Raw genomic sequence first — 20,804 nt, forward strand, 5'->3', positions numbered from 1 at the left:
GTCCGGCGCTTTTCTCAGACAGTAGACTTCTTGCATAACCTAAGCAGAAAAAAGGCAAATAGTTATTATAGCTCTAAGTTTACCGACACCGTCATGCAAGTAGCCCCTTCTCCTGTCATCCGAGTAGCTTGACACTGGTTCCTGTATGACGATGTCATCCAAGTGTCAGCTACTCGGATGACAAAAAAAGGAGCACTAGGATGACATCATCCTTTTTTGGGATTCCAGTGGGCTTTGTTGCATAGCAACTGAAAAAATCTGGTGGCTACTGACAAAATTCATTATAAAATAGCCATTTAACCTTGAAAGAAAAAATATGCCACAAAAAATGAGGGTCAGTAACCATAGCGAATATAACAAATTTCTAGAAAAAAGAGGAAATATTTTTCATTATATCAACGAAGCCATAGAAAAGTGGTACGAGAATGGTCCAAAAATACCAGGTGGCAACAATATTTATAGCGATAAAGTTGTAATTTTGGTGCACATAATAACTTGTTTATTTAGAATAGGCCTGAGGCAAACAGTTGGGTTTATAGCAGGATACCTTGAGCAAATTGGGAAAAATTTGCAAGTTATCAGCTATTCACAATCATCAAGAAGGTTTAAGAAACTCAATATTAAGATCAATGATTGCAGAATTGATAAAAATAATATGGAAGATATCGAAATTACTATAGACAGTACAGGAATTAGTATATACAACAACACTCCTGGTCATAGCAAAGAAAATAGCGAAGATAGAAAGTATCGCAGCTATGAACAGACAAGAAAATTGCATGTAATGTTGAATACAAACAGCAAAAAAGCCATAGCTGTAAAATACAGTAACGGTGTCTACTCTGATCACTATGGAGCTTGTGATTTGCTAAAAGAAGTCGATTTTCAGTATGTCATAAAAGTACTATATGCAGATAGGGCATATGACAGAGAAAAGCTCTATAAGCTGTGTAATCAATATGGTATAAAAACGAAAATTCCTCCGAAAAACAACGCAGCAGAGCATCCAAAATTGGATTATATGCTTGATAGAAATGCCGCTATTCAGTTAATGAAATTACATGGTGAGAATGGTATAAAAAGATGGAAAGAAGAAGTAAATTACGGAAAAAGATCGTATATTGAAGGATTTTTCTCAAGGTTGAAGCGAATATTTGGGTTTAGTTTTAGGAGCAAATCTGAGATTAATCGTGAGAAGGAACTGCTACTCAAGTGTTATTTGCTTAACAAATTTACTGAAATAGGCATGGCTAAGTTTGAGATAGCTTCATGAATTTATTGTACGTTACCTACTATCCGAAGAGCGATGCAACAAAGCCATTCCAGTGTCACGCACTGGGATGACAGCAGTCCTACGTCATACCGCCGCGAACCGTCATACCGCGATTCATTCGCGGTATCTCAGCAATAGATCCCGCTAACAAGCAGCGGGATGACGATTGTCGTTTAGCCATAAACATTAAGGAATTTACCAAATGAAAAAAAAGGCAAAAGAAGCCCCGTGGTTATTGTCCGCTTTAAAATATTGGCGTTTTTTATGTTTTAAACGCTTGACAAGCGAAATTCAGCTGCTTTTAATTGCAACTAACCTACGCTGCAAATGTTTAAGAAATTTACTAAGCAGAAAAAAAGACAAAGGACCCCCGAGTTAGCTAGTCTTTTACTATCTCTGTCGAGTATTGGCATTTTTTGATGTCTTGTAACGCTTTATAAGCGCGTTCAGCTTATTTAGATAAAAATCTAGATGTAGATGAAGTTTTGTAAAGACATACAGTATCTATATACTGCAAAAAATTAAACATAAGACGCCGATACATTAAGTAATCCTTACCTTTTAATCTGCAGATTGGCGAAAGCAAATACAATAGCTTCACTGTTATGATAAGGGGGCTGGCGGAGTTTGTCAAGGAAGTTTTTTTGTTTCTATTCCCAATAAAAGTTTGTTATATGGTTATGCAAGAAGTCTAATATTAAAAATGACACAACAACATAATTAAATTAGACTACTTTATTCTCTTAGTTACTTGCTTTTCTCTTGCTATTGCAAGGCTTTTTTCTGGTACATCCTCAACTATAACACTACCTGCTGCAATTACAGATTCATCATGAATATTAAGCGGCGCAATTAGTGAGCTATTGGCGCCAACAAAGCAATTGCTCCCTATATTCGTTTCATGTTTATTTTTCCCATCATAATTACAAACAATAGTGCCTGCTCCTATATTACTCTCCTGCCCTACTTTAGCATTTCCTATATAACTTAAGTGTTTTATTCTAGTGTTTTGACCAACTTCACTTGTTTTCACTTCCACAAAATTTCCTATTTTTGCCTTATTACCAATTGTTGTGTTTCCGCGTATTCTGGTAAATGGACCGACCTCAGCACCACCTTTAATTAAGCAGTTCTCCAAATGCGAAAATGACAGTATTCTTGCACTAGACTCTATTTGTACTCCAGGGCCGAAAAAAACATATGGGTAAATAACTGAATCTCTGGCAATTTGCGTATCAAGAGAAAAGAAAACAGTTTCCGGCGCAACAAGCGTTACTCCGGCGTCGGTAAAAATTTTTCTTTTATTTTCTTGAAAGTAAAATTCAGCTTTTATAAGGTCATTTCTGTTATTTATTCCCGTTGCTTCTTCTCCACCCGTAATAACGTAACCGACATTTAAATTACTCTTCACTGCAATGGAAACTATATCGGTCAAGTAATATTCATGAGTTGAGCTATTGCACTCTATTTTCTCCACCAATTCACGTAAATTCTTTGCACATGCAACCATTATTCCAGCATTGGCAAGAAACTCTTCATGATTATTTTTATCACTCTTTGCTTCTACGATTTCTCTTAAGGAACCATTCTCAATGATTAACCTACCATATTCTTTATTGCTTGCCCTAAAACCTAGGCAAACTAGAGTCTTGCCTTCTAAATAACTAACCATTTTAGTTATTGTGCTGCTTTTTATGAGCGGAGTATCTCCATACTGCACAACAACTATGTTCGAATCTGGCAATTCTTTCAGGTTTCTCATCGCAGTTTTGACTGCATCTCCCGTGCCGAGTGTTGATTCTTGTGTAATTAACTGTATATCCTCAAAGCACTTTAGTCTTTCAATTAAAGGCTGATCAACTACAACAGCAATATTTTCAGGATTTAACTGTTTTGCATTGTAAATGACATGCTGAAGCATGGAAAAATTGCCTATTTCGTGCAGAACCTTAGGCAAATCTGAATTCATCCGCCTGCCATGCCCGGCAGCAAGTATGATAAAAGTATGAGCTTTATTTATCACTTATCTTAAAGATGAAAAATGAAAACCATAATGATCAAGCCAACTGATTTTGTTATCGTAAAAGCTTCTTAGGTCGCTGATTTGATATTTTAGCATCGCAAGCCTTTCTATACCAATGCCAAACGCAAAACCGTTGTATTTAGTATGGTCTATTCCAACATTTTGAAAGACATTTGGATGCACCATACCACATCCAAGCACTTCTATCCATTTACTACCTTTATAACTTATGTCCACTTCCGCAGAGGGTTCAGTAAAAGGAAAAAAACTATTACGAAAACGTATCTTCAGCCCTTTATCTCCAAAAAACTTATTAAGGAAGTGATGAATAGTAAATTTTAACTGGCCCATATTGACATTCTCATCGACATATAACCCCTCTATTTGATGGAACATAGGGGTGTGAGTTGCATCAAAGTCGTTTCTGTATACTCTACCTGCGGCTACTATTTTAATTGGGAATTTTTTTGTTTTTTCCATGGTTCTAATCTGTACAGATGAGGTGTGAGTGCGCAGTACCATTCTTTTATCATCTATTTTATTCTTTAAGTAGAAGGTATCTTGCTCCTCTCGTGCAGGATGATGACTTGGAGTATTCAGTGCATCAAATACATGAAATTCATCTTCAATGTCAGGGCCATCAACTGCCTTAAAACCCATATGTGCAAAAATAAGCTTTACTTCATTTAGAACCTTACTGAGTGGATGGACCTTGCCCATTTTTTCTGGTCTAACGGGCAACGTGATATCAACCGCCTCGTTCTGCAATTTAAAGCTAACTTCTTCGGCTTTTAGTATATTTTCCTTATTCATTATAAGCTGATCTAGCTTATTACGTAAAACGTTGATAACTTCGCCTAAATCACGCTTTTTCTCTGCATTTTCTATCTTTTTTAAGTTATCAAAATACGCTCTAACTACACCCTTTTTTCCCAAATATAATAGTCTAACTTTTTCTAAATCTTGCAAAAAAGAAGCATTCTCAATTTCGGAAACTGCTTTATCTTCAAGTGAAAGTATGTCATCTAATAACTCTTTATTCATCTTAAAAACGCTGGCTTAAACTTTCATTATAGTGAAATTTTAAATATCATCAACAATTCGAAAAATTGCCCTATTCTGATTATTAATTTATTGACTGATTAATCTTTTTTATTTACCTTTGCGTTGATGAATTCACTGTATCAACTATGCACAACAGTAACACTGAAACTAAGAATAAGTATAAAATAGAGGATTTACCTAAGCTCTTTAAGGAAAAATCCAAAAATATAAGTAAAGCATTTTCTAGCGAAACAATTAAGATCAGTGCTATTCGCTCGAGAAGTATTGAAAGCAATATACAAAAATTTTCATTTGAGCTAACAGCAACAGATAAAGACACCTTTAATATAAGATTATTTCGAATAAACCCTTTAATTGATTTTTTCAAAATCTGTCTTCCTCAGGAAAAAAATTTTACAGTCAACATGAAAGTGCCGAAAGAAAGCAGTGAATTATATAATAACCACTGTAAAACTAACAGTTACAAAACTGTAGAAGAATTCATAAATAATGCTCCATCTCAAATTCTCTTACAAGGAGTAACAATAACACTACAAACAGATGCTAAAGACATTAACCTGGATAATTTGCACCAAATCGAGTTATTTCTAAATGAAAAGCTACAACATGCAGAAAAAACTGAAAATCAAGACAAAAAAGAACAGAGTGAGACTAACCAAAAAAACGCACAAAATAGACAAATCGTACCAGTGACAGGCCTGTTTAGCTATAATTTAACAAGTAGTAAAAAGCAAGTGATGCGGGTTCCAATAGTTGTTGCTGCAATGCGTGACAATTTTTTTTGGTTTGGATCTTCTTTTCGGCTACCCAATTTTTTTAATACAATACAATTCTTCTTTCAACAGCCACCAAAACTGTCCATACGAAACCAGAGGGCTTTGACTTACCACCCAACACTTCAAGAGGCAAAACAGGACAAGGTAACACAAAAAGATGGAATCGATGAAAGAAGAATAGAAGACGTCACAACGCTTATTTCTGATTTCGGTCAAACTACTTCGCACACAGAGTATTTTAAAGCTAATAGAAAAAAGAAGTCAAAAAAGCAGACCAAAGAACTATCAGAGAAAGAAAAACAATTAGCCATAAAACAAGCACGAAATGATGCTAGAGTAGCTATGATAGATAACCAAATTGAGCACAGGGGAAAAAAACTCGATGAAATATTTATTGAAGTGATAAATGGATACAAAGATCAAGATCCAGAAACATTTCGCAATGTTTTTAACTCAATATTCAATATTATTTATTTTCAAGATAAACAATTACATGAAATCTTAGAGCCAGGCGAAATAACAGAAGTATTACAGATACTCGAAAGGCCACAACCTCTTAATAACTCACTTTTAGGTAAAGAATATTTACAAAAACAAGTATATAGAAAAAAAGAGCAATTAGTTTCAAGTGTTTATATACAACAACCTCCTACGCAACATAAGAACACTCCTCATAAATCTACAAACCCTTTACCAATTAAAGATCCTTCACCAGCAACAAATGAAGCTAAAACTCTACCACCTACTAACATTGCACTCAAATCACCGTTAAAAACTGTATTTTCCTCAAAAAAGGCTTATTTTTGTCTATTTATAATAGTAGCATCTGCATCAACACTTTGCTTATGGCATTTTCCATCAGGAAAAGTGTCAATGTTAAAAGGATTAGTGCCACCAGAAAAAAGAGAAAGTATTGGGCTAGCATTGAACATAGGGTTACCAATATTAACTGCATTATGTGTTTTGAGTTTAGCTTACTTTATATATTCTGAGTATTCTATAGAATCTATTAAGCAAGTAAGTGAAAACGATCCCCTTTCTCGCACCTATAGCTAGTGCAGACTCAGTTTTCCTGCGTCATACCGCGATTCATTCGCGGTATCTCTAGATCCCGCTAACACGTAGCGGGATGACGAATTTGTCGTTTTTTAAATTGTTGGTAAACCAGAATTACTTTAACTATAACAAAATAGAAATAAGTTGTTGTAAAAAATTTTTCATGGTAAAATTATTTATTTTCACCATATGTTTAAAGGGATTATTACGGATATTGGAACTATAACTGATACTACCACTCACCCCAACTCTGATCAAATTTTCCATATCAAAACACAAAATTTATCCTCTATAAGTAAAGGAGATTCAATAGCTTGCTCTGGTGCGTGTTTAACTGTTGTTGATATAATGAGCGATATATTTACAGTCCAAGTGTCTCAAGAAACTATGAAGGTTGCTAACTTAAATACGTGGAAAATAGGGAAAAAAATAAACCTAGAACAAGCAATGAGATTAAGTGATAAGATCGATGGCCACCTGGTTCAGGGTCATGTTGATGGGATAGTAAAAATTTTAACAATTAATCAAAATTTAGATTCTCATGAAATCAAGCTATCGTGCTCACAAGAATTAATTAAATTTGTTGCAAAAAAAGGCTCCGTTACACTAAATGGGGTTTCCCTCACAGTGAACTCAGTTATCACCAGACCCCTTTCGAAATTTGTTTGTGGTGAGAAATTTTTAGGAGAAGCACAGGCGAGCACCGCAGAATACTTAAATGTATTTGAGGAGCACAGTCAAGCTTTGACAACAAAATTGCCATCAGAAATCGAATTTCAAAAGGGGTCTGCCGAATTTACAGTAAATATAATTCCCTACACATGGGAAAATACAACTTTTCAGTACAACAAAGTAAATGATTATTTGAATTTAGAAATTGACATGATCGCTAGGTATTTAGATCAATTGATGCAGCATAAATACAATTAATTTTACAACCTTGTTATTTACAACTATTATATCTTGAAAACCATATAGATATAAAACATGCTTTTCGATAGCCTAATTATCTTCATTGTTGTTCTATGCGTAATAATCTCGGTAACTAGAGGCTTTATAAAAGAGCTATGCGCACTAATGTTTCTATTTTTATCGGTCTTTCTGACAGCTAATCACTATGATTTTTTCACTCCAAATTATAGTAAATATTTTGATTCTAAAGTTACACTAAACATACTTTCTACAATCTCTGTATTTATTATACTTAATCTTATATTCATGATAATAAATAACTGGCTAATGTACATATTATCACCCATAAGGTTGGGGTTTATCGATAGAGTTACTGGAATCTTTCTCGGAGTGCTTAAAGGAATATTGCTCTCTTATGTATTATTTTTTGCTGTGCACTTATATTGCTACACAGTATATGACAAAAAAGAGGGAGAGTATAAAATAGAAGCAGAAGACATATTGCCTAATTGGATAATAAATTCACACTCTTATCAGGCTTTATTTGTGACAGCAGAAGAAGTAATTGACATGTATGTACCAGAGTCGTTGATACTAAAAATAAAAGAGATCGGTGGAGAAATGGTTGATCAAGAAAAACCTAAAAACAATAAAAAAGAAGAGTAAATATTTATTTATAAATATTTTCATTGGGAGTATTCAAAAAGCCATATGTGTCAGGTTAAGAGCACAGAATTTTTTACTGGAAATATTAATTTTGTTTTAGCAATAAATCAACTTAAGGTCATAATATCTTGACATTTATTTAATGTTGCTATATAATAGCTATGTACATTTTGTGTACTATAGCAATAAAATTACCTTGTAATAGGTGTATTGGACCCGAGGGCAGTACTCGGCGTCTCCACCATGTTTTTTAATTTATACGGGGACGAATAAGGATCGACATGCATAGTAAAGATGGTAGCTTTGCTCGGTTAGACACCACCGCTAAGAGTTCATAATTTAAATGCAAACGATAACTTTGCTGCTGGTAGTAATGAATGTTGTGTTGCTGCTTAATTTAGCACAACCAATTTATTACTAAAGCACGGTTCAGGGAACGCCGGGTAACAGAAGTTCCCCCAAAATTTACGTATGTGAAAGTTATATGGAGCAAACAGATTACAAAAAACTGCTTAATTCTGCTAAGTTTCAAGTTATCAAAAAGACTTTAGATGTTATATCAGGTAATGGTTTTATCCCTCACTTAGAAATATTATTTTTCACATATTTTAATGGTGTGACCATGCCAGATCGTTTGAAAAAGTCATACCCTACTCAAATGCTTATTATATTACAGCATCAATTCTATGATTTAAAAGTTTCTGAGGATAAATTTAGCGTCAGTTTGAGTTTTCAAGGAAAACAAGAGCGAATTACTATACCGTTTTTTGCTATTAGTGAGTTTCGTGATAAAATTTCAGGAGATGTTTTAATATTTGACAAAATCAGTATCGACTCTGATAAAGAATACAAAAGTGAAAAGTGTACTGAAAAACTATCAAACGGTAGTATTATATCCATAGATCAACTGCGTGATGAGTAACTGCTCATCTTTATAAACAAAAAATATTAATAGAAAAAAGTGGTCTAACTTAAGTAATAGAATAGAGGGTAGATAAATATGCTAAATCTTTAATTATTTATTAACGCAGGTGGCAAAATTTTTCTTACATATCATCAACTTCCTTTATTGAAAAATTCAGAAAAATGTTGTATAATTATTAGTAGACTTTGGTAAAACATATGACAGATTCAGGAATTAGTATAACTTTTGACCCAAAAACTTCACATAACCTTACTAAGTTAGCTGAAATCACCAAGGAATCCGTTCAAGAACTAGCAAAAAGGTTAGTCATCGAAGGAATCGAGTGCGAAGTAGAAGATATTGCGTTATATAAAACTATTAAGGAATGTGAGGATGTAGACTGGAACACAGTACTATCTGAAAGGGAGAGGACATAAACTGAAATACGATATTGTCTACTCAAAAAACTTTACTGAAAGAGATTTTCTAAATCTTCCAAAAACAATAAGATCAAGGATTACAAAAGCGATAAACGAGCGGCTTACAACTGATCCAATTAAATTTGGTAAACCATTACGTGGCAGGCTAAAAGGGTATAGAAGAATAAGGGTTAGTGATTATCGAATTATTTATACTGTAAATATTGCAAAACATAAGGTATTTGTTGCTACAGCAGGACATAGAGACACCATTTATGAGAAGGCTACTTGATAAACATTAAATATATTTTTATACAGCCCTCCTTCCTTCCTTTCTTTCTTTATTGAAAAATTAAAAAAAATGTTGTATAATTATTAGTGGACTTTGGTAAAACATATGGCAAATTCAGGCATTAACATAGCTCTTAGCGAAGAAACTTTAAAGCATCTTGCTGAATTATCTGAATTTACTAAACAGCCCGTTCAAGAATTAGCAGGAAAACTATTTAGAGAAGCAGTTGAGCTTGAAATGGAGGATTTTTTAGTATCTAAAATTTCTGATGAGCGTGATGTTGAAGGTGCAGAAACAGTTGATTTTGAAGATATTAAGTGGGATTAGAGCGTTACAAGGTTAAGTCTCTAAAGAGTGTTGTTGAAAAAGATTTACCAAACCTTCCAAAGACAATAAGGCTAAGAGTTCAAAAGGCTATAAAAGAACGTCTTACAGTTGACCCAATAAATTTTGGTGAACCACTACATCATAACTTAAAAGGATGTAGAAGGCTAAGAGTTGGTGACTATCGTGTAATTTACAGAGTAAATCAATTAGATCATATAGTAACTATCACAGAGATAGGACATAGAGATGATATTTATAAGAAATAAATACCAACATTAATATATATTATACACCCCTCCTTCCTTGTCCATTCTCTACTTTAGGTGGCTTTGCCCAGCTCAAAAAATGAAGTTTTTTTTGGTTCAGCAAAAACAACATTTTGAGTTTGAAAAGGCTAAATACTTGTCTTTTATATAACTTTCGTGTAATAGATATGTATGCATCCAATCATATATCTACTCAATACGTTACTTGATCTTTATAGCTTCATTCTAATATGTTGGGTTGTCCTAAACTGGCTGGTTAAACTTAATATGGTGAACATATATAATGAAACTGTCAGTAGCATAATGCACATCTTGAACCAATTGACATATCCACCACTAAAGATTATTAGAAGATATATACCACCGTTCAACGGATTAGATTTATCTATAATGATATTGCTAATAACAATTCACTTTGTAAAATATACAGTAGCTTACTACTTTAGGTAGATGTTAAAAAAATATCTAAAATCAGCAATATATCTATCCCTTTTAATATATATATATATATCAGTTTTTAGCTATAACTATAAAGATCCTTCCTTAAACACGGCTACAAATGAGGAAGTGACAAATTTAGGTGGAATAGTAGGTTCATATTTAGCTGATATATTGGTTCAATTTCTTGGATTAACTAGTGTTACAATAGCTACAACCATAGTTTACTTGTTGATCTTCAGGCCAGCAAAAATACTGCTGAAAATTCTCTATTTAATATTAATCAATTTAGGGGTATGTGCTATATTACCACAACTTTCGCTAGGCATCACAGCAAGGTACAGACACAGTGGAATAATAGGGAATGCACTCGTTAATAACTGCCCGTTTTATGTATTTGTGATAGTAACATTAATAGGTCTTGTAGGATCTGTTGGTTGGAAGAGAGCAATTTACTCTCTATTCTTCTTATGTAAAAAAATAGCTTGCTTATTTGTAAATGTTCCATTCTTCAGATCACATAAAACTACTGAGTATTCAATTGCACCATTAGTAGTAGAAGAAAAACATAGAACTAAAATCATTACTAAACAACAACCAAAAGAAAGACAGAAAAAAGCTACCAAAGAAATTTTCAGTGAGTTCGAATTTCCAAGCATTCATTTACTTTCCAAAGCAGAGGAGTCTTTGCAGAGAAAACAGCTGAATGAAATGGAGAGCAATAAAAATTTATCTCTGCTGGAACAAGTCCTGAGTGATTTTGGCGTGCAAGGAAAAATTATCAGTGTATGCTATGGGCCGGTTGTGACTTTATACAAACTTGAACCACAAGCTGGTACGAAATCTGCAAGAGTAATTGGCCTTGCAGATGACATTGCACGTTCGATGAGTGCACTCTCTGCACGTATTTCAATAATTCGTGGGCAAAATGCTATGGGAATAGAGTTGCCGAACAAGGAACGGGAAATTGTAATGCTGCGTGATTTGCTTGAATCACCAGAATACCAAAATGCAAACTTAAATCTTCCAATTGCGCTTGGCAAAGAAATAAGTGGAAAACCAGTTATTGCAGATCTAACTAAAATGCCTCACTTGCTCGTTGCTGGAACCACAGGGTCTGGTAAATCAGTTGCGATTAACACTATGATTCTTTCACTCGTTTATCGATTAAGTCCTGACGAATGCAAGATGATAATGATCGACCCCAAAATGCTTGAGCTTTCAATATATGATGCAATACCACATCTAATAACGCCAGTGGTAACAGAGCCAAAAAAGGCTGTAGTCGCTCTTAAGTGGATAGTGAAAGAAATGGAAAACCGCTATCGCATGATGTCGTATTTGAATGTACGCAATGTTATAAACTATAATCAAAAAATCACAGAAGCGATGAATAGTGGAATAGAATTGGAGCGCGTTGTGCAGATTGGCTTTAACTCAACAACAGGCAAACCTCTGTTTGAAAAAATACCAATCAAGATGGAAACATTTCCATATATTGTAGTGATCGTGGATGAAATGGCAGATTTGATGCTTGTTGCCGGCAAAGAAATAGAGTGCTCTATTCAACGCTTAGCTCAGATGGCTCGTGCTGCAGGAATACACATCATAATGGCAACACAACGCCCATCTGTGGATGTGATCACAGGTGTGATAAAGGCGAACTTTCCAACGAGAATCAGTTTTGCTGTTACTTCTAAGATAGATAGCCGTACAATACTTGGCGAACAAGGGGCTGAACAATTGCTCGGCATGGGTGACATGCTCTATATGGCCTCTGGTGGTAAGATCATTCGAGTTCACGGCCCATTTGTAAGTGATAATGAGGTGCAAGATATAGTTGATCATCTGAAAATGCAAGGTGAGCCAAACTACATGGAGGAAATCACTAAAGAAGATGAAAATTCTTCTACAGAGTCACACGATGAAACGGAGGATGAAGAAAATGACCTCTATAACCAAGCAGTGGCCATCATTCAAAGAGATCAAAAAGTTTCAACCAGTTACATTCAAAGGCAGCTTAGAATAGGCTATAACAGAGCAGCAAACATCGTTGAAAGAATGGAAAAGGAAGGTATTGTCAGCGCTCCAAATTACTCAGGGAAAAGAGAGATATTGGTTGAATAACAATCTTGTAATACCTTAATTTAAGTTTCCGCACTTTCAAAAAGCAAGTCAAACAAAATTATTAAAAGGTCAATACATAATGACAGTTAATTTAATAATAATTTAAACATTGGGAATGTAAAATTATAATATATTAATTAACTAGGGGGTTAAAATGGTAAAAGGAATTTTGTGCAATTGGTTAGGTATAACAGAATTGCAAGAAAGTCAAAAAATCGATGCTGAGCAGTTTGAAAAAGTTTTTGGTGCATTAAAAGAATGGCAAGAAGCTCAAAAGATAGATGCTAAACAGTTTGAAGAGGTATTTAGTGCATTAAAAGAATGGCAAGAAGCTCAAAAGATAGATGCTGAGCAGTTTGAAAAAGTTTTTAGTGCATTAGAAGACAAGATTGGTACTGAGCAGTTTCAAGCTATGCAAGAGCACTTAAACGGCCTGCAAGAAAAAGTGGAAACACTTGCAGAGGCAGTAGCAGATCAAGAAAAAACACTACTAATTTGTACCATAGCCACTGCTGTTGCCGTAATAGCGATAACTAGTTTTGTTGCATTCTGTATCTATCAGGGAGTTAAGTGTGAAAGGGAGAAAGAAAAGAACTTGTCTAAAGATACACCAGACGCAAAACTTAATAATGTAGATGCTACCGATGGTACTAAAAAACTACGGAATGACTTAAAAGTTGACAAACATATAGCTGCATAACACTTTTCTTGAAAAGGTGTTACGCAACTTGTAACACCTTCCTCTTCTCTTAGCCTATGTAGATTTTTTGATAGTAAACATATCACTTTTTAGAAAAATATTTGTATTGTAAAGTTAGTAAAGATTCTGGTTTACTTAAAGTTTGTTAATTGCTATCTTTTAAAACACGATATTTACTATAGCACCATATGCTTAGGATTTTTTCTAAAGTTTTGTTTATATTAATGTTTTTGGTTTCTAGCTTTTTTACTGTGCATAGTGCTGAAGCTAAATCTAAGCTCAGTAAGAGATACATACCTCCTGGTAACCCTGGTGGTGCAAGCTTTCATACAGATGAGGATTTTGCTGAGTCATATAAACTGTATGAGAAGCGTAGGGAGCTCCTCAAGAAAAAAAAGTTACAAGATCGAGCTATAAATAAAGAAGATCTAATCAAAAAATTAAAAGAGAAAAAAATTGCTAGTCTTGATAATGAGCCAAATAACATGGAAGCTTGCATAGTCGACGATGAAGAGAGCGCTATGATAAATCAGCATGGTATTAATATCGCACGTTTAAGGGGTGCTGTATTTATAGATCAAGAGCCAGTTTCCCAGTATGAAAATAAGCAGTATGAAAGTGAGCAGCATGAACAAGAAGGAAAAAAAATTACTTCAACACGAGAAAAAAAAGTTTCTCCTATGAATATCACTATAAAAAAAACTCCATCAAAAAGAACATGTTCACATGATTCTATTGCTAATTTGGATAACGTAGATGCTTATAGTTTGAATGGTTCGAGTTCATTTGGCAGTGTAGCTGACACAGTAAAATAGTATCACAATATTGGCCATTAATAATATGCTAGATAAAGACCTGATATTGAATGATAAAGCATATGAATTATCGCCGATTTCCAGGCACAAAACTCATGTTGTAGAAGTTGGAAAAGTAAAGATAGGTGGAAATAATCCTGTAGTTGTACAATCTATGGCACTTGGCGTGCATATAGATTCTGATAATATAAAAAGTAGCGCAAAACATTATGCAAAAGAGATAACAGAACTAGCACGTGCAGGTTCAGAGTTAGTACGGATTGCTTTGAATTCAGAGGAGGTAGCAAGAGCAATACCTTATATAGTAGAAGAGATAAATAAAGAAGGTTTTGACGGTAAAATATTGGTAGGCTGTGGTCAGTATGAGCTAGATAAATTAGTTCAAGATTATCCAGACAACATCAAAATGCTGGGTAAAATTAGGATAAACCCAGGCAATATAGGTTTTGGCAACAAACGTGATGAGAAGTTTGAAAGGGTTATAGAGTATGCAATAATGCACGACCTTCCGGTTAGAATTGGAGTAAATTGGGGTAGTCTTGATAAATACCTTTTGCAAAAATTGATGGATGAAAACTCTTCGCTTAGTAATTCAAGGCCTTCTGACGTTATACTGCGTAAAGCACTTGTAATGTCTGCTCTTGATAGTGCAAAAAAAGCTGAAGAAATTGGTCTAAATTCAAACAAAATAATCATTTCATGTAAAGTTAGCAAAGTACAAGATTTAATTTTAGTTTATACGGCACTTGCAAAATCTTCCAATTATGCGCTGCATTTGGGTTTAACTGAGGCTGGTATGGGCAATAAAGGTGTGGTAAACACTACAGCAGGGCTTACTTATTTATTGCAAAATGGCATTGGAGATACAATACGGGCTTCTTTGACTCAACGTCCTGGTGAATCGCGTACTAATGAAGTGGTGGTGTGTCAGGAAATATTGCAGTCTATAGGCTTGCGATACTTTAACCCTCAGGTTAATTCATGTCCTGGTTGTGGGCGCACGAGTAGCGATCGTTTTCGTATATTAACTGAAGAGGTGAATGGCTATATAAAAACTCATATGCCGATGTGGAAGAAAAAAAATCCAGGTGTAGAGCATATGAGCATTGCTGTTATGGGATGCATAGTAAACGGCCCTGGAGAAAGCAAACACGCAAATTTGGGAATCAGCTTACCTGGATATGGAGAAAAACCTGTTTCAGCAGTCTACAAAAACGGCAAATATTTCAAAACTTTACAAGGTGATAATGTCTCTGAAGAATTTAAGGCAATTATTGATAATTATGTGAAGAAGCATTACACGTAACCTTTCACGGTTAATTATGACCTTACCCATAAATGGAAGAAGATCTGATAGGCTTTCATATACTTAACTTCAATATTAGCTTTTCTTGATCTCTGGTTTCCACCTTTAGTAACTTCTAGAGAAATTTTCTTTTTTACTGGCAGTTGAGTGATGCGTGTTTGCAAATCTGTTTTTCCGACTTCAGTACAGATAAATCTTCTATTATAGCTCTTTTTACAATAATCCGAACAGACCGTAATATGCTACTGGCCTGCTATAGCCATAAACACATATCTTATCGCATTCGGACTATTATAAGAAAGGCTATAGCTCGATTGCGGATTACATAAAAACTACCTAACGTCTCAGCCACCCATAAAAATTTGAAGATGTCTGCTTCCCTATCACCAAGGGTAACAAGTTGTACATTTGGAGGAAGGTTGTTTATAGTTTCTTTGAGAGCTGTTATCCACTTATAACTTTCTTTTTCTTCTATGGAGGTACGGTATTTTCTGTTTGCTTTTTCTTGTGCCGTTTCTTCTTCCCTAATAGAACGCGCCCAACATTGTTGGGAAGATAGACCTAAAGGTAATCCGTCTTTGCTAGGCACTATGCAACAGTAAACCCATTTTATGCTTTGTATAAGCTTTAGAAATACTGCCTAGTCTCTTGGTCTTTATATGAGAGTCAAAATCCAAATAACTGGATTCCAGTGTCAAGCACTGGAATGACACCGTTATAAAGGAACCAGTGTCAGCTACTTGAATGACACAGTCTTTGCTTAAACCCGTAACGTTCGTACATTTTGCTAAAAGTTCAAATATCAACATCATGCACGTTGAGTGCATTGCTATTAATAAAATCACGGCGTGGTTCAACTATATCACCCATTAGTATTGAAAATATGGAATCAGCTTCTTCACAATCTTTTATTTCAACCTTCAGTAAAGTTCTAGCCTCAGGATTTAACGTAGTATCCCATAGCTGATCAGCATTCATTTCACCAAGACCTTTAAATCTCTGCAGAGTTAAACCTTTTTTACCATAGTCCATTATTATTTTTGCAAGCGTACTTGGAGAAGTGATTCTTATTTCAGTTTCTTGTGACTTTAAAAATGAATCACCATTAAATAAATTACTTATACCATCAAGCAAACTTAATATGCTTTGCATATCTTTGCCTTCAAGCATACTAAGTGCAAATATATATTTGTCTGCCAATCCTTGAAATAATTTAGAGATGTGAATTTCTTTTTCTTCATCTTTTATTTCCACTTCCCAAGTGTATTCGCTGTACATTAATTTTAAATACTTTAATATCTCATCAGCCGATGATAGAGCATTCTTTTTGCTTAAAATTAGCAATGACTCTAGGAGATTTTGTGGTATTTCTCTATCATAATTTTTGCTAATATTAGAAATGCTAACGCATTTATTCAAAATAAGGCGCAAGTCGTTAAATTCTGTAGCTGTACCACTTAGTGTTAGTCTTTTAACTGCTGAGTTTATTATATACTCTTCAAAAGTTTCGTCATCTTTAATATAAGTGTCTTTGGCATTCTTTGTAACTTTATAGAGGGGTGGCTGTGCTATGTATAAGTAACCTTTTTCAATAACTTCACGCATGTGTCTAAAAAAGAAAGTCAGAATCAAAGTTCTTATATGTGAACCATCAACATCTGCATCTGTCATGATGATAATTTTATGATATCTAGCTTTTTCAATATCGAAGTGTTCACTACCTATTCCAGCACCAATTGCAGTAATTAAAGAGCCTATTTCTGCAGATGAAAAAATACGATCTAAACTTACACGTTCTACGTTTAGAATTTTTCCTCTTAAGGCAAGCACTGCTTGTGTTTTACGATTACGCCCCTGCTTTGCAGTACCACCTGCTGAATTACCCTCTACTATAAATAATTCCGATAACTCAGGGGCTTTTTCCTGGCAATCAGCAAGCTTTCCTGGCAGAGTTGCAATATCAATATTGTTTTTGCTTTTAACTAACTCGCGTGCTTTTCTTGCGGCTTCTCTTCCTTTTGCTGACCTAATTGCTCTTTCTACTATGCTTGCCGCTAATTTGGGATCAGTTTCAAGGATTGTGCTTAATTTATCAGAAACTATACTTTCTACAACTGCACGTGCTTCAGAACTAACTAGTTTATCTTTTGTTTGTGAAGAAAACTTAGGATCAGGCATCTTGAGAGATAAAACACAAGTTAAACCTTCTCTAACGTCCTCTCCAGTTAAATTTACTTTTGCTTTCTTTAAAAACCCTTCATTAGTTGCATAGGTATTGATACATCTAGTTAGTGCAGATCTAAATCCTGCCAAATGCGTACCACCATCCCGTTGTCGTATATTGTTAGTGAAACACAACATATTCTCATAGTAGGAATCATTCCATTCCATCGATACTTCCAAGCTGATGCCAAGATCTTCTGCATCTCCTTTCATACTGGCAATTTTAGTTACATGTGTCTTATTCTTATCTAAGTACCGCACAAAATTCGCTGTACCAAAATTGTCTTTAGATTGATTGCTCTGATTGAAATGAGACTCTGTATATGGTTCATTGCGCAGATCACGTAAAGTAATGTCGATATTTGAATTTAAAAATGCTAATTCTCTTATACGACTTTCAAGCGTTGAGTAACTGAAATTAATGCCATTAAAAGTCTCTGTTGATGGCATGAACGTGACTTTAGTTCCTCTTTTGTTTGTATTTTCGTTGACTACCTTTAAAGGTTCAATAGACTCACCATCTTCAAAACGCATAAAGTGTTCTTTCTTATTGCGCCAAATAGTTAATTCCAACCAGCTTGATAATGCATTCACAACTGAGATTCCAACACCATGTAACCCGCCAGAAACCTTATAGGTATTGCTGTCAAATTTACCACCAGCATGGAGTTGAGTCATTATTACCTCTGCTGCTGATATTCCTTCTTCTTCATGAATGTCAGTTGGAATGCCACGACCATTATCAGTTACAGATACCGAACCATCTTTATTTATGCTAACTTCAATTTTATCACAATATCCAGCTAAAGACTCATCTATTGCGTTGTCAACAACCTCATATACCATGTGGTGCAAGCCAGATCCATCGTCAGTGTCACCAATGTACATACCTGGACGTTTCCTTACAGCATCAAGACCCCTTAAGATTTTTATTGCATCGGCATTATAACTATTTTCCATTAGATTGCTTCATTTATACACGTTAATTGATGTTACATTCAGATATACTAGTTAGCAACATTTTTAAACTGATAACCCATATTAAAAGCACAACTTTACGAATGTTTATTTTTGAAGACAGCAAATAGTGTCATTCCAATGTGTCTTCCAGGTGGAGATTAAATTATAACGCTCATGCAGTTGCATGCTCGACTAATTAACAGAAAAATCTATAATTCAGTTTACGTATTTTCTTATCTCAGCCAAAATCTTATCAGATTGACTTTCGTCTGAATTTAAATCAGCTGCAAAGTGTGTAACATATTTTCCTCCAGGGCCAATAAGGTACATTATTGAAGAATGGTTGATTTCTTCTTCTCCACCAACTTTGCTAGCATATACTTTATACTTTGCAATTACTTCGTCTATTTTTTCTCTTTCACCAGTTAACATTTGTATTCTGTGGTCAAATTGCTGCTGAAATTCTTTAAGTCTTTCCGTGCTATCGCGCTCAGGATCGACTGTGATGAAGAATGTTTGTAGCTTGTTGTTAGTTTTCTCATCTAACTTTGCAAGTGTTTCTGAAATTATTCCAAGGTTCATAGGGCAAATTCTTTTGCATGAGGAAAACCCAAAGAAAATCATCATGTATTTATCTTTAAAATCACTACTGCGCAAGATCTGTCCGTCCTGATTAATTAAAGAAAAATCTCCGCCTATCTTAACTTCTGCGTTGTGAATCGCTGCTGGGGCAAATATGCCTTTTTTAGTGAAATAACAATAACCTAAAAAAACAACTGCTAATGCTGCTAGCACATTAGATAATAATCTTATAAACCTTACCATTAGAATGCTCTCAGTAAAATTGAATTGTATCTTTATTGGTTAACCTATTCAATATATTTATTCCAAAGTGTATTGTTAATTTTGTCTAACAGTTTCTTATGTTCATCAATTTCTTCACTATTTGGTAAATGTTCTCTGGGAGTTAGATTACGTACTTTATGCTGAACGAATGTGGAGTTACTGTCCTGATTGCATTCATTATCAAACAGAAAGGTTTGTAACCCTCCTGTAAGTTCAACATATACCTTTGCAAGCAATTGAGCATCAACTAGTGCTCCGTGCAATTCTCTATTCTCTAGCGATATATCAAAACGCTTACATAATGCATTCAAAGAAGCAGGTGATCCTGCGAATTTTTTCCTCGCAAGAGGTAATGTATCTAGCACTCTGTCTGAGGAAATTAACCTAGCATTCAGCTTGCTTAACTCCATGTTAAGGAACTTAACATCGAATTCAGCGTTGTGAATTACCAAAATATCATTAGATATAAAGTCAAGAAATTCAAGTGCAACATCTGAAAATAATGGTTTATCTTCTAAAAATTCTTCACTAATACCGTGAATCTTAAACGAGTGATAAGGTATATCTCTTTCTGGGTTAAGGTACCGATGGAATACTTTACCTGTTGGAATACGATTAATTAATTCCACACACCCTATTTCAATAATTCGATGACCAGATTCAGTGTCAAGACCTGTCGTTTCAGTGTCAAGTACTATTTCGCGTAGCTTGCTTTCCATTTCAAATAAAACTCATCTTACTTATCATTTGTCTTATCGTTACTTGTCTTTTTATAGTGAATAGAAACAAGCAACCAGCTTGGGTCTGATGAATTAACATTTTTTTTGAATTGCCATACATCCTCAACTTTATTAATAGTGGATGTACTACCTGATATTATATCTCCTTCATTGTTCTTAACGAAGTTAATTTGCTCTGAAAGGAAATATACTGCAATAAACACTGCGTTTTTTACTAGCTTTATTTCTAAAATCTTTTGTGAAACGATAGAAACAATTATAGACTCGTGCACCTCTTTACGATGTTTAATCTTCTCTGCAAAATTATCATATAAGTCTTTATCGAGAAGTGGTTTTAACTGAGACAAATTTCCTTGATTGAAACATTTTATTATTAATTCAAAAGCTATGCTTGAACCTTCTATAAAGTGGGAAATAGAAAAATCTTTGTTTTTTTTTAATATTTGTTTATAAGTAACTTTTATTGAATTTTCATCATTGCTATCAATGTAACCCTCAATGTTTTCTACTACATCTTCTCTACTTCGGCTTACATCCAATACATTAGTTAGCTTTTTTAGGTTGAGGTTGGCTGACCTTCCTAAAGAATTATACAAACGTGAAAAAATGAACGCCGCTAATAAAGCATATATTACAAGCTCTATCATAGTAACTCAACTCCTTGGCATAT

At 34.5% G+C, this 20,804-nt stretch carries 21 protein-coding genes and 1 other RNA gene; 16 read left to right on the top strand and 6 right to left on the bottom strand.

Annotation, left to right across the window (positions count from 1 at the left end; all coding sequences use genetic code 11):
• Positions 1-316: 316 nt before the first annotated feature.
• Positions 317-1,273, top strand: a complete 957-nt coding sequence (locus tag OOK97_RS02570) for an IS5 family transposase (protein WP_253303449.1) — start codon at positions 317-319, stop codon at positions 1,271-1,273.
• Between the two features lie 730 nt (positions 1,274-2,003).
• Here the strand turns inward: OOK97_RS02570 and glmU are convergent.
• Together glmU and pheS are read right to left on the bottom strand one after the other, a co-directional pair.
• The gene (gene glmU / locus OOK97_RS02575; protein WP_213863099.1) at positions 2,004-3,296 is read right to left on the bottom strand and encodes a bifunctional UDP-N-acetylglucosamine diphosphorylase/glucosamine-1-phosphate N-acetyltransferase GlmU; all 1,293 of its coding nucleotides are present in this window, start codon (positions 3,294-3,296) and stop codon (positions 2,004-2,006) included.
• Positions 3,297-4,340: a phenylalanine--tRNA ligase subunit alpha gene (gene pheS, locus OOK97_RS02580; RefSeq protein ID WP_264705555.1), complete on the bottom strand. Its 1,044-nt coding sequence runs from the start codon at positions 4,338-4,340 to the stop codon at positions 3,297-3,299.
• Between the two features lie 146 nt (positions 4,341-4,486).
• Here pheS and OOK97_RS02585 point away from each other — a divergent pair, with 146 nt between their 5' ends.
• The 15 genes from OOK97_RS02585 to ispG all read left to right on the top strand — a co-directional run bounded on the left by OOK97_RS02585 (position 4,487) and on the right by ispG (position 15,365).
• Positions 4,487-6,193, top strand: coding sequence for a hypothetical protein (locus OOK97_RS02585; protein ID WP_264705556.1), 1,707 nt, complete (start codon positions 4,487-4,489; stop codon positions 6,191-6,193).
• Between the two features lie 73 nt (positions 6,194-6,266).
• Positions 6,267-6,419, top strand: coding sequence for a hypothetical protein (locus OOK97_RS02590; RefSeq protein ID WP_264705557.1), 153 nt, complete (start codon positions 6,267-6,269; stop codon positions 6,417-6,419).
• Positions 6,383-7,123: a riboflavin synthase gene (locus OOK97_RS02595; RefSeq protein WP_264705558.1), complete on the top strand. Its 741-nt coding sequence runs from the start codon at positions 6,383-6,385 to the stop codon at positions 7,121-7,123. Before OOK97_RS02590 ends, OOK97_RS02595 begins: the two co-directional genes overlap by 37 nt.
• A gap of 57 nt (positions 7,124-7,180) precedes the next feature.
• Positions 7,181-7,771, top strand: coding sequence for a CvpA family protein (locus tag OOK97_RS02600; protein WP_182318983.1), 591 nt, complete (start codon positions 7,181-7,183; stop codon positions 7,769-7,771).
• A gap of 124 nt (positions 7,772-7,895) precedes the next feature.
• Positions 7,896-8,232, top strand: a transfer-messenger RNA (tmRNA) gene (ssrA, locus tag OOK97_RS02605).
• A gap of 23 nt (positions 8,233-8,255) precedes the next feature.
• A complete protein-coding gene (locus OOK97_RS02610) occupies positions 8,256-8,693 on the top strand; it encodes a ClpXP protease specificity-enhancing factor SspB (protein ID WP_006279412.1) in 438 nt (145 codons plus the stop codon).
• 200 nt (positions 8,694-8,893) lie between these two features.
• Complete coding sequence (locus OOK97_RS02615; RefSeq protein ID WP_006279413.1) at positions 8,894-9,112, top strand: hypothetical protein; 219 nt, start codon at positions 8,894-8,896, stop codon at positions 9,110-9,112.
• 67 nt (positions 9,113-9,179) lie between these two features.
• Complete coding sequence (locus OOK97_RS02620; RefSeq protein WP_231115925.1) at positions 9,180-9,386, top strand: type II toxin-antitoxin system RelE family toxin; 207 nt, start codon at positions 9,180-9,182, stop codon at positions 9,384-9,386.
• A gap of 105 nt (positions 9,387-9,491) precedes the next feature.
• On the top strand, positions 9,492-9,713 hold the full coding sequence (locus OOK97_RS02625; RefSeq protein ID WP_006279415.1) for a hypothetical protein: 222 nt from the start codon (positions 9,492-9,494) through the stop codon (positions 9,711-9,713).
• Positions 9,704-9,979, top strand: a complete 276-nt coding sequence (locus tag OOK97_RS02630; protein ID WP_015588829.1) for a type II toxin-antitoxin system RelE family toxin — start codon at positions 9,704-9,706, stop codon at positions 9,977-9,979. The genes OOK97_RS02625 and OOK97_RS02630 overlap by 10 nt, the downstream gene beginning before the upstream one ends.
• 171 nt (positions 9,980-10,150) lie before the next feature.
• Positions 10,151-10,429, top strand: a complete 279-nt coding sequence (locus OOK97_RS02635; RefSeq protein ID WP_006279515.1) for a YggT family protein — start codon at positions 10,151-10,153, stop codon at positions 10,427-10,429.
• Positions 10,430-12,544, top strand: a complete 2,115-nt coding sequence (locus OOK97_RS02640; RefSeq protein ID WP_264705559.1) for an FtsK/SpoIIIE family DNA translocase — start codon at positions 10,430-10,432, stop codon at positions 12,542-12,544.
• Between the two features lie 154 nt (positions 12,545-12,698).
• Positions 12,699-13,244 carry a hypothetical protein gene (locus tag OOK97_RS02645; protein ID WP_264705560.1) on the top strand — a complete coding sequence of 182 codons (546 nt, stop codon included), beginning with the start codon at positions 12,699-12,701 and terminating at the stop codon, positions 13,242-13,244.
• Between the two features lie 188 nt (positions 13,245-13,432).
• On the top strand, positions 13,433-14,059 hold the full coding sequence (locus OOK97_RS02650; RefSeq protein WP_264705561.1) for a TRP75-related protein: 627 nt from the start codon (positions 13,433-13,435) through the stop codon (positions 14,057-14,059).
• A gap of 25 nt (positions 14,060-14,084) precedes the next feature.
• Positions 14,085-15,365 (top strand): flavodoxin-dependent (E)-4-hydroxy-3-methylbut-2-enyl-diphosphate synthase, encoded by a 1,281-nt coding sequence (gene ispG, locus OOK97_RS02655; RefSeq protein WP_264705562.1) that lies wholly within the window; start codon positions 14,085-14,087, stop codon positions 15,363-15,365.
• Between the two features lie 795 nt (positions 15,366-16,160).
• Here ispG and gyrB read toward each other — a convergent pair.
• From gyrB to OOK97_RS02675, 4 genes are all read right to left on the bottom strand, one after another.
• Entirely contained in the window at positions 16,161-18,548 is a 2,388-nt protein-coding gene (gyrB, locus tag OOK97_RS02660) for a DNA topoisomerase (ATP-hydrolyzing) subunit B (protein ID WP_264705563.1), read from the bottom strand.
• A gap of 216 nt (positions 18,549-18,764) precedes the next feature.
• Positions 18,765-19,373, bottom strand: coding sequence for an SCO family protein (locus tag OOK97_RS02665; protein WP_010962368.1), 609 nt, complete (start codon positions 19,371-19,373; stop codon positions 18,765-18,767).
• Between the two features lie 44 nt (positions 19,374-19,417).
• The gene (gene dnaQ / locus OOK97_RS02670; RefSeq protein WP_010082574.1) at positions 19,418-20,113 is read right to left on the bottom strand and encodes a DNA polymerase III subunit epsilon; all 696 of its coding nucleotides are present in this window, start codon (positions 20,111-20,113) and stop codon (positions 19,418-19,420) included.
• A gap of 17 nt (positions 20,114-20,130) precedes the next feature.
• Positions 20,131-20,781 carry a Tim44/TimA family putative adaptor protein gene (locus OOK97_RS02675; protein WP_010962367.1) on the bottom strand — a complete coding sequence of 217 codons (651 nt, stop codon included), beginning with the start codon at positions 20,779-20,781 and terminating at the stop codon, positions 20,131-20,133.
• Positions 20,782-20,804 lie beyond the last annotated feature (23 nt).

It is taken from the genome of Wolbachia endosymbiont (group A) of Gymnosoma rotundatum, from assembly GCF_947250765.1.
In the GTDB taxonomy this organism is placed as follows: domain Bacteria; phylum Pseudomonadota; class Alphaproteobacteria; order Rickettsiales; family Anaplasmataceae; genus Wolbachia; species Wolbachia pipientis.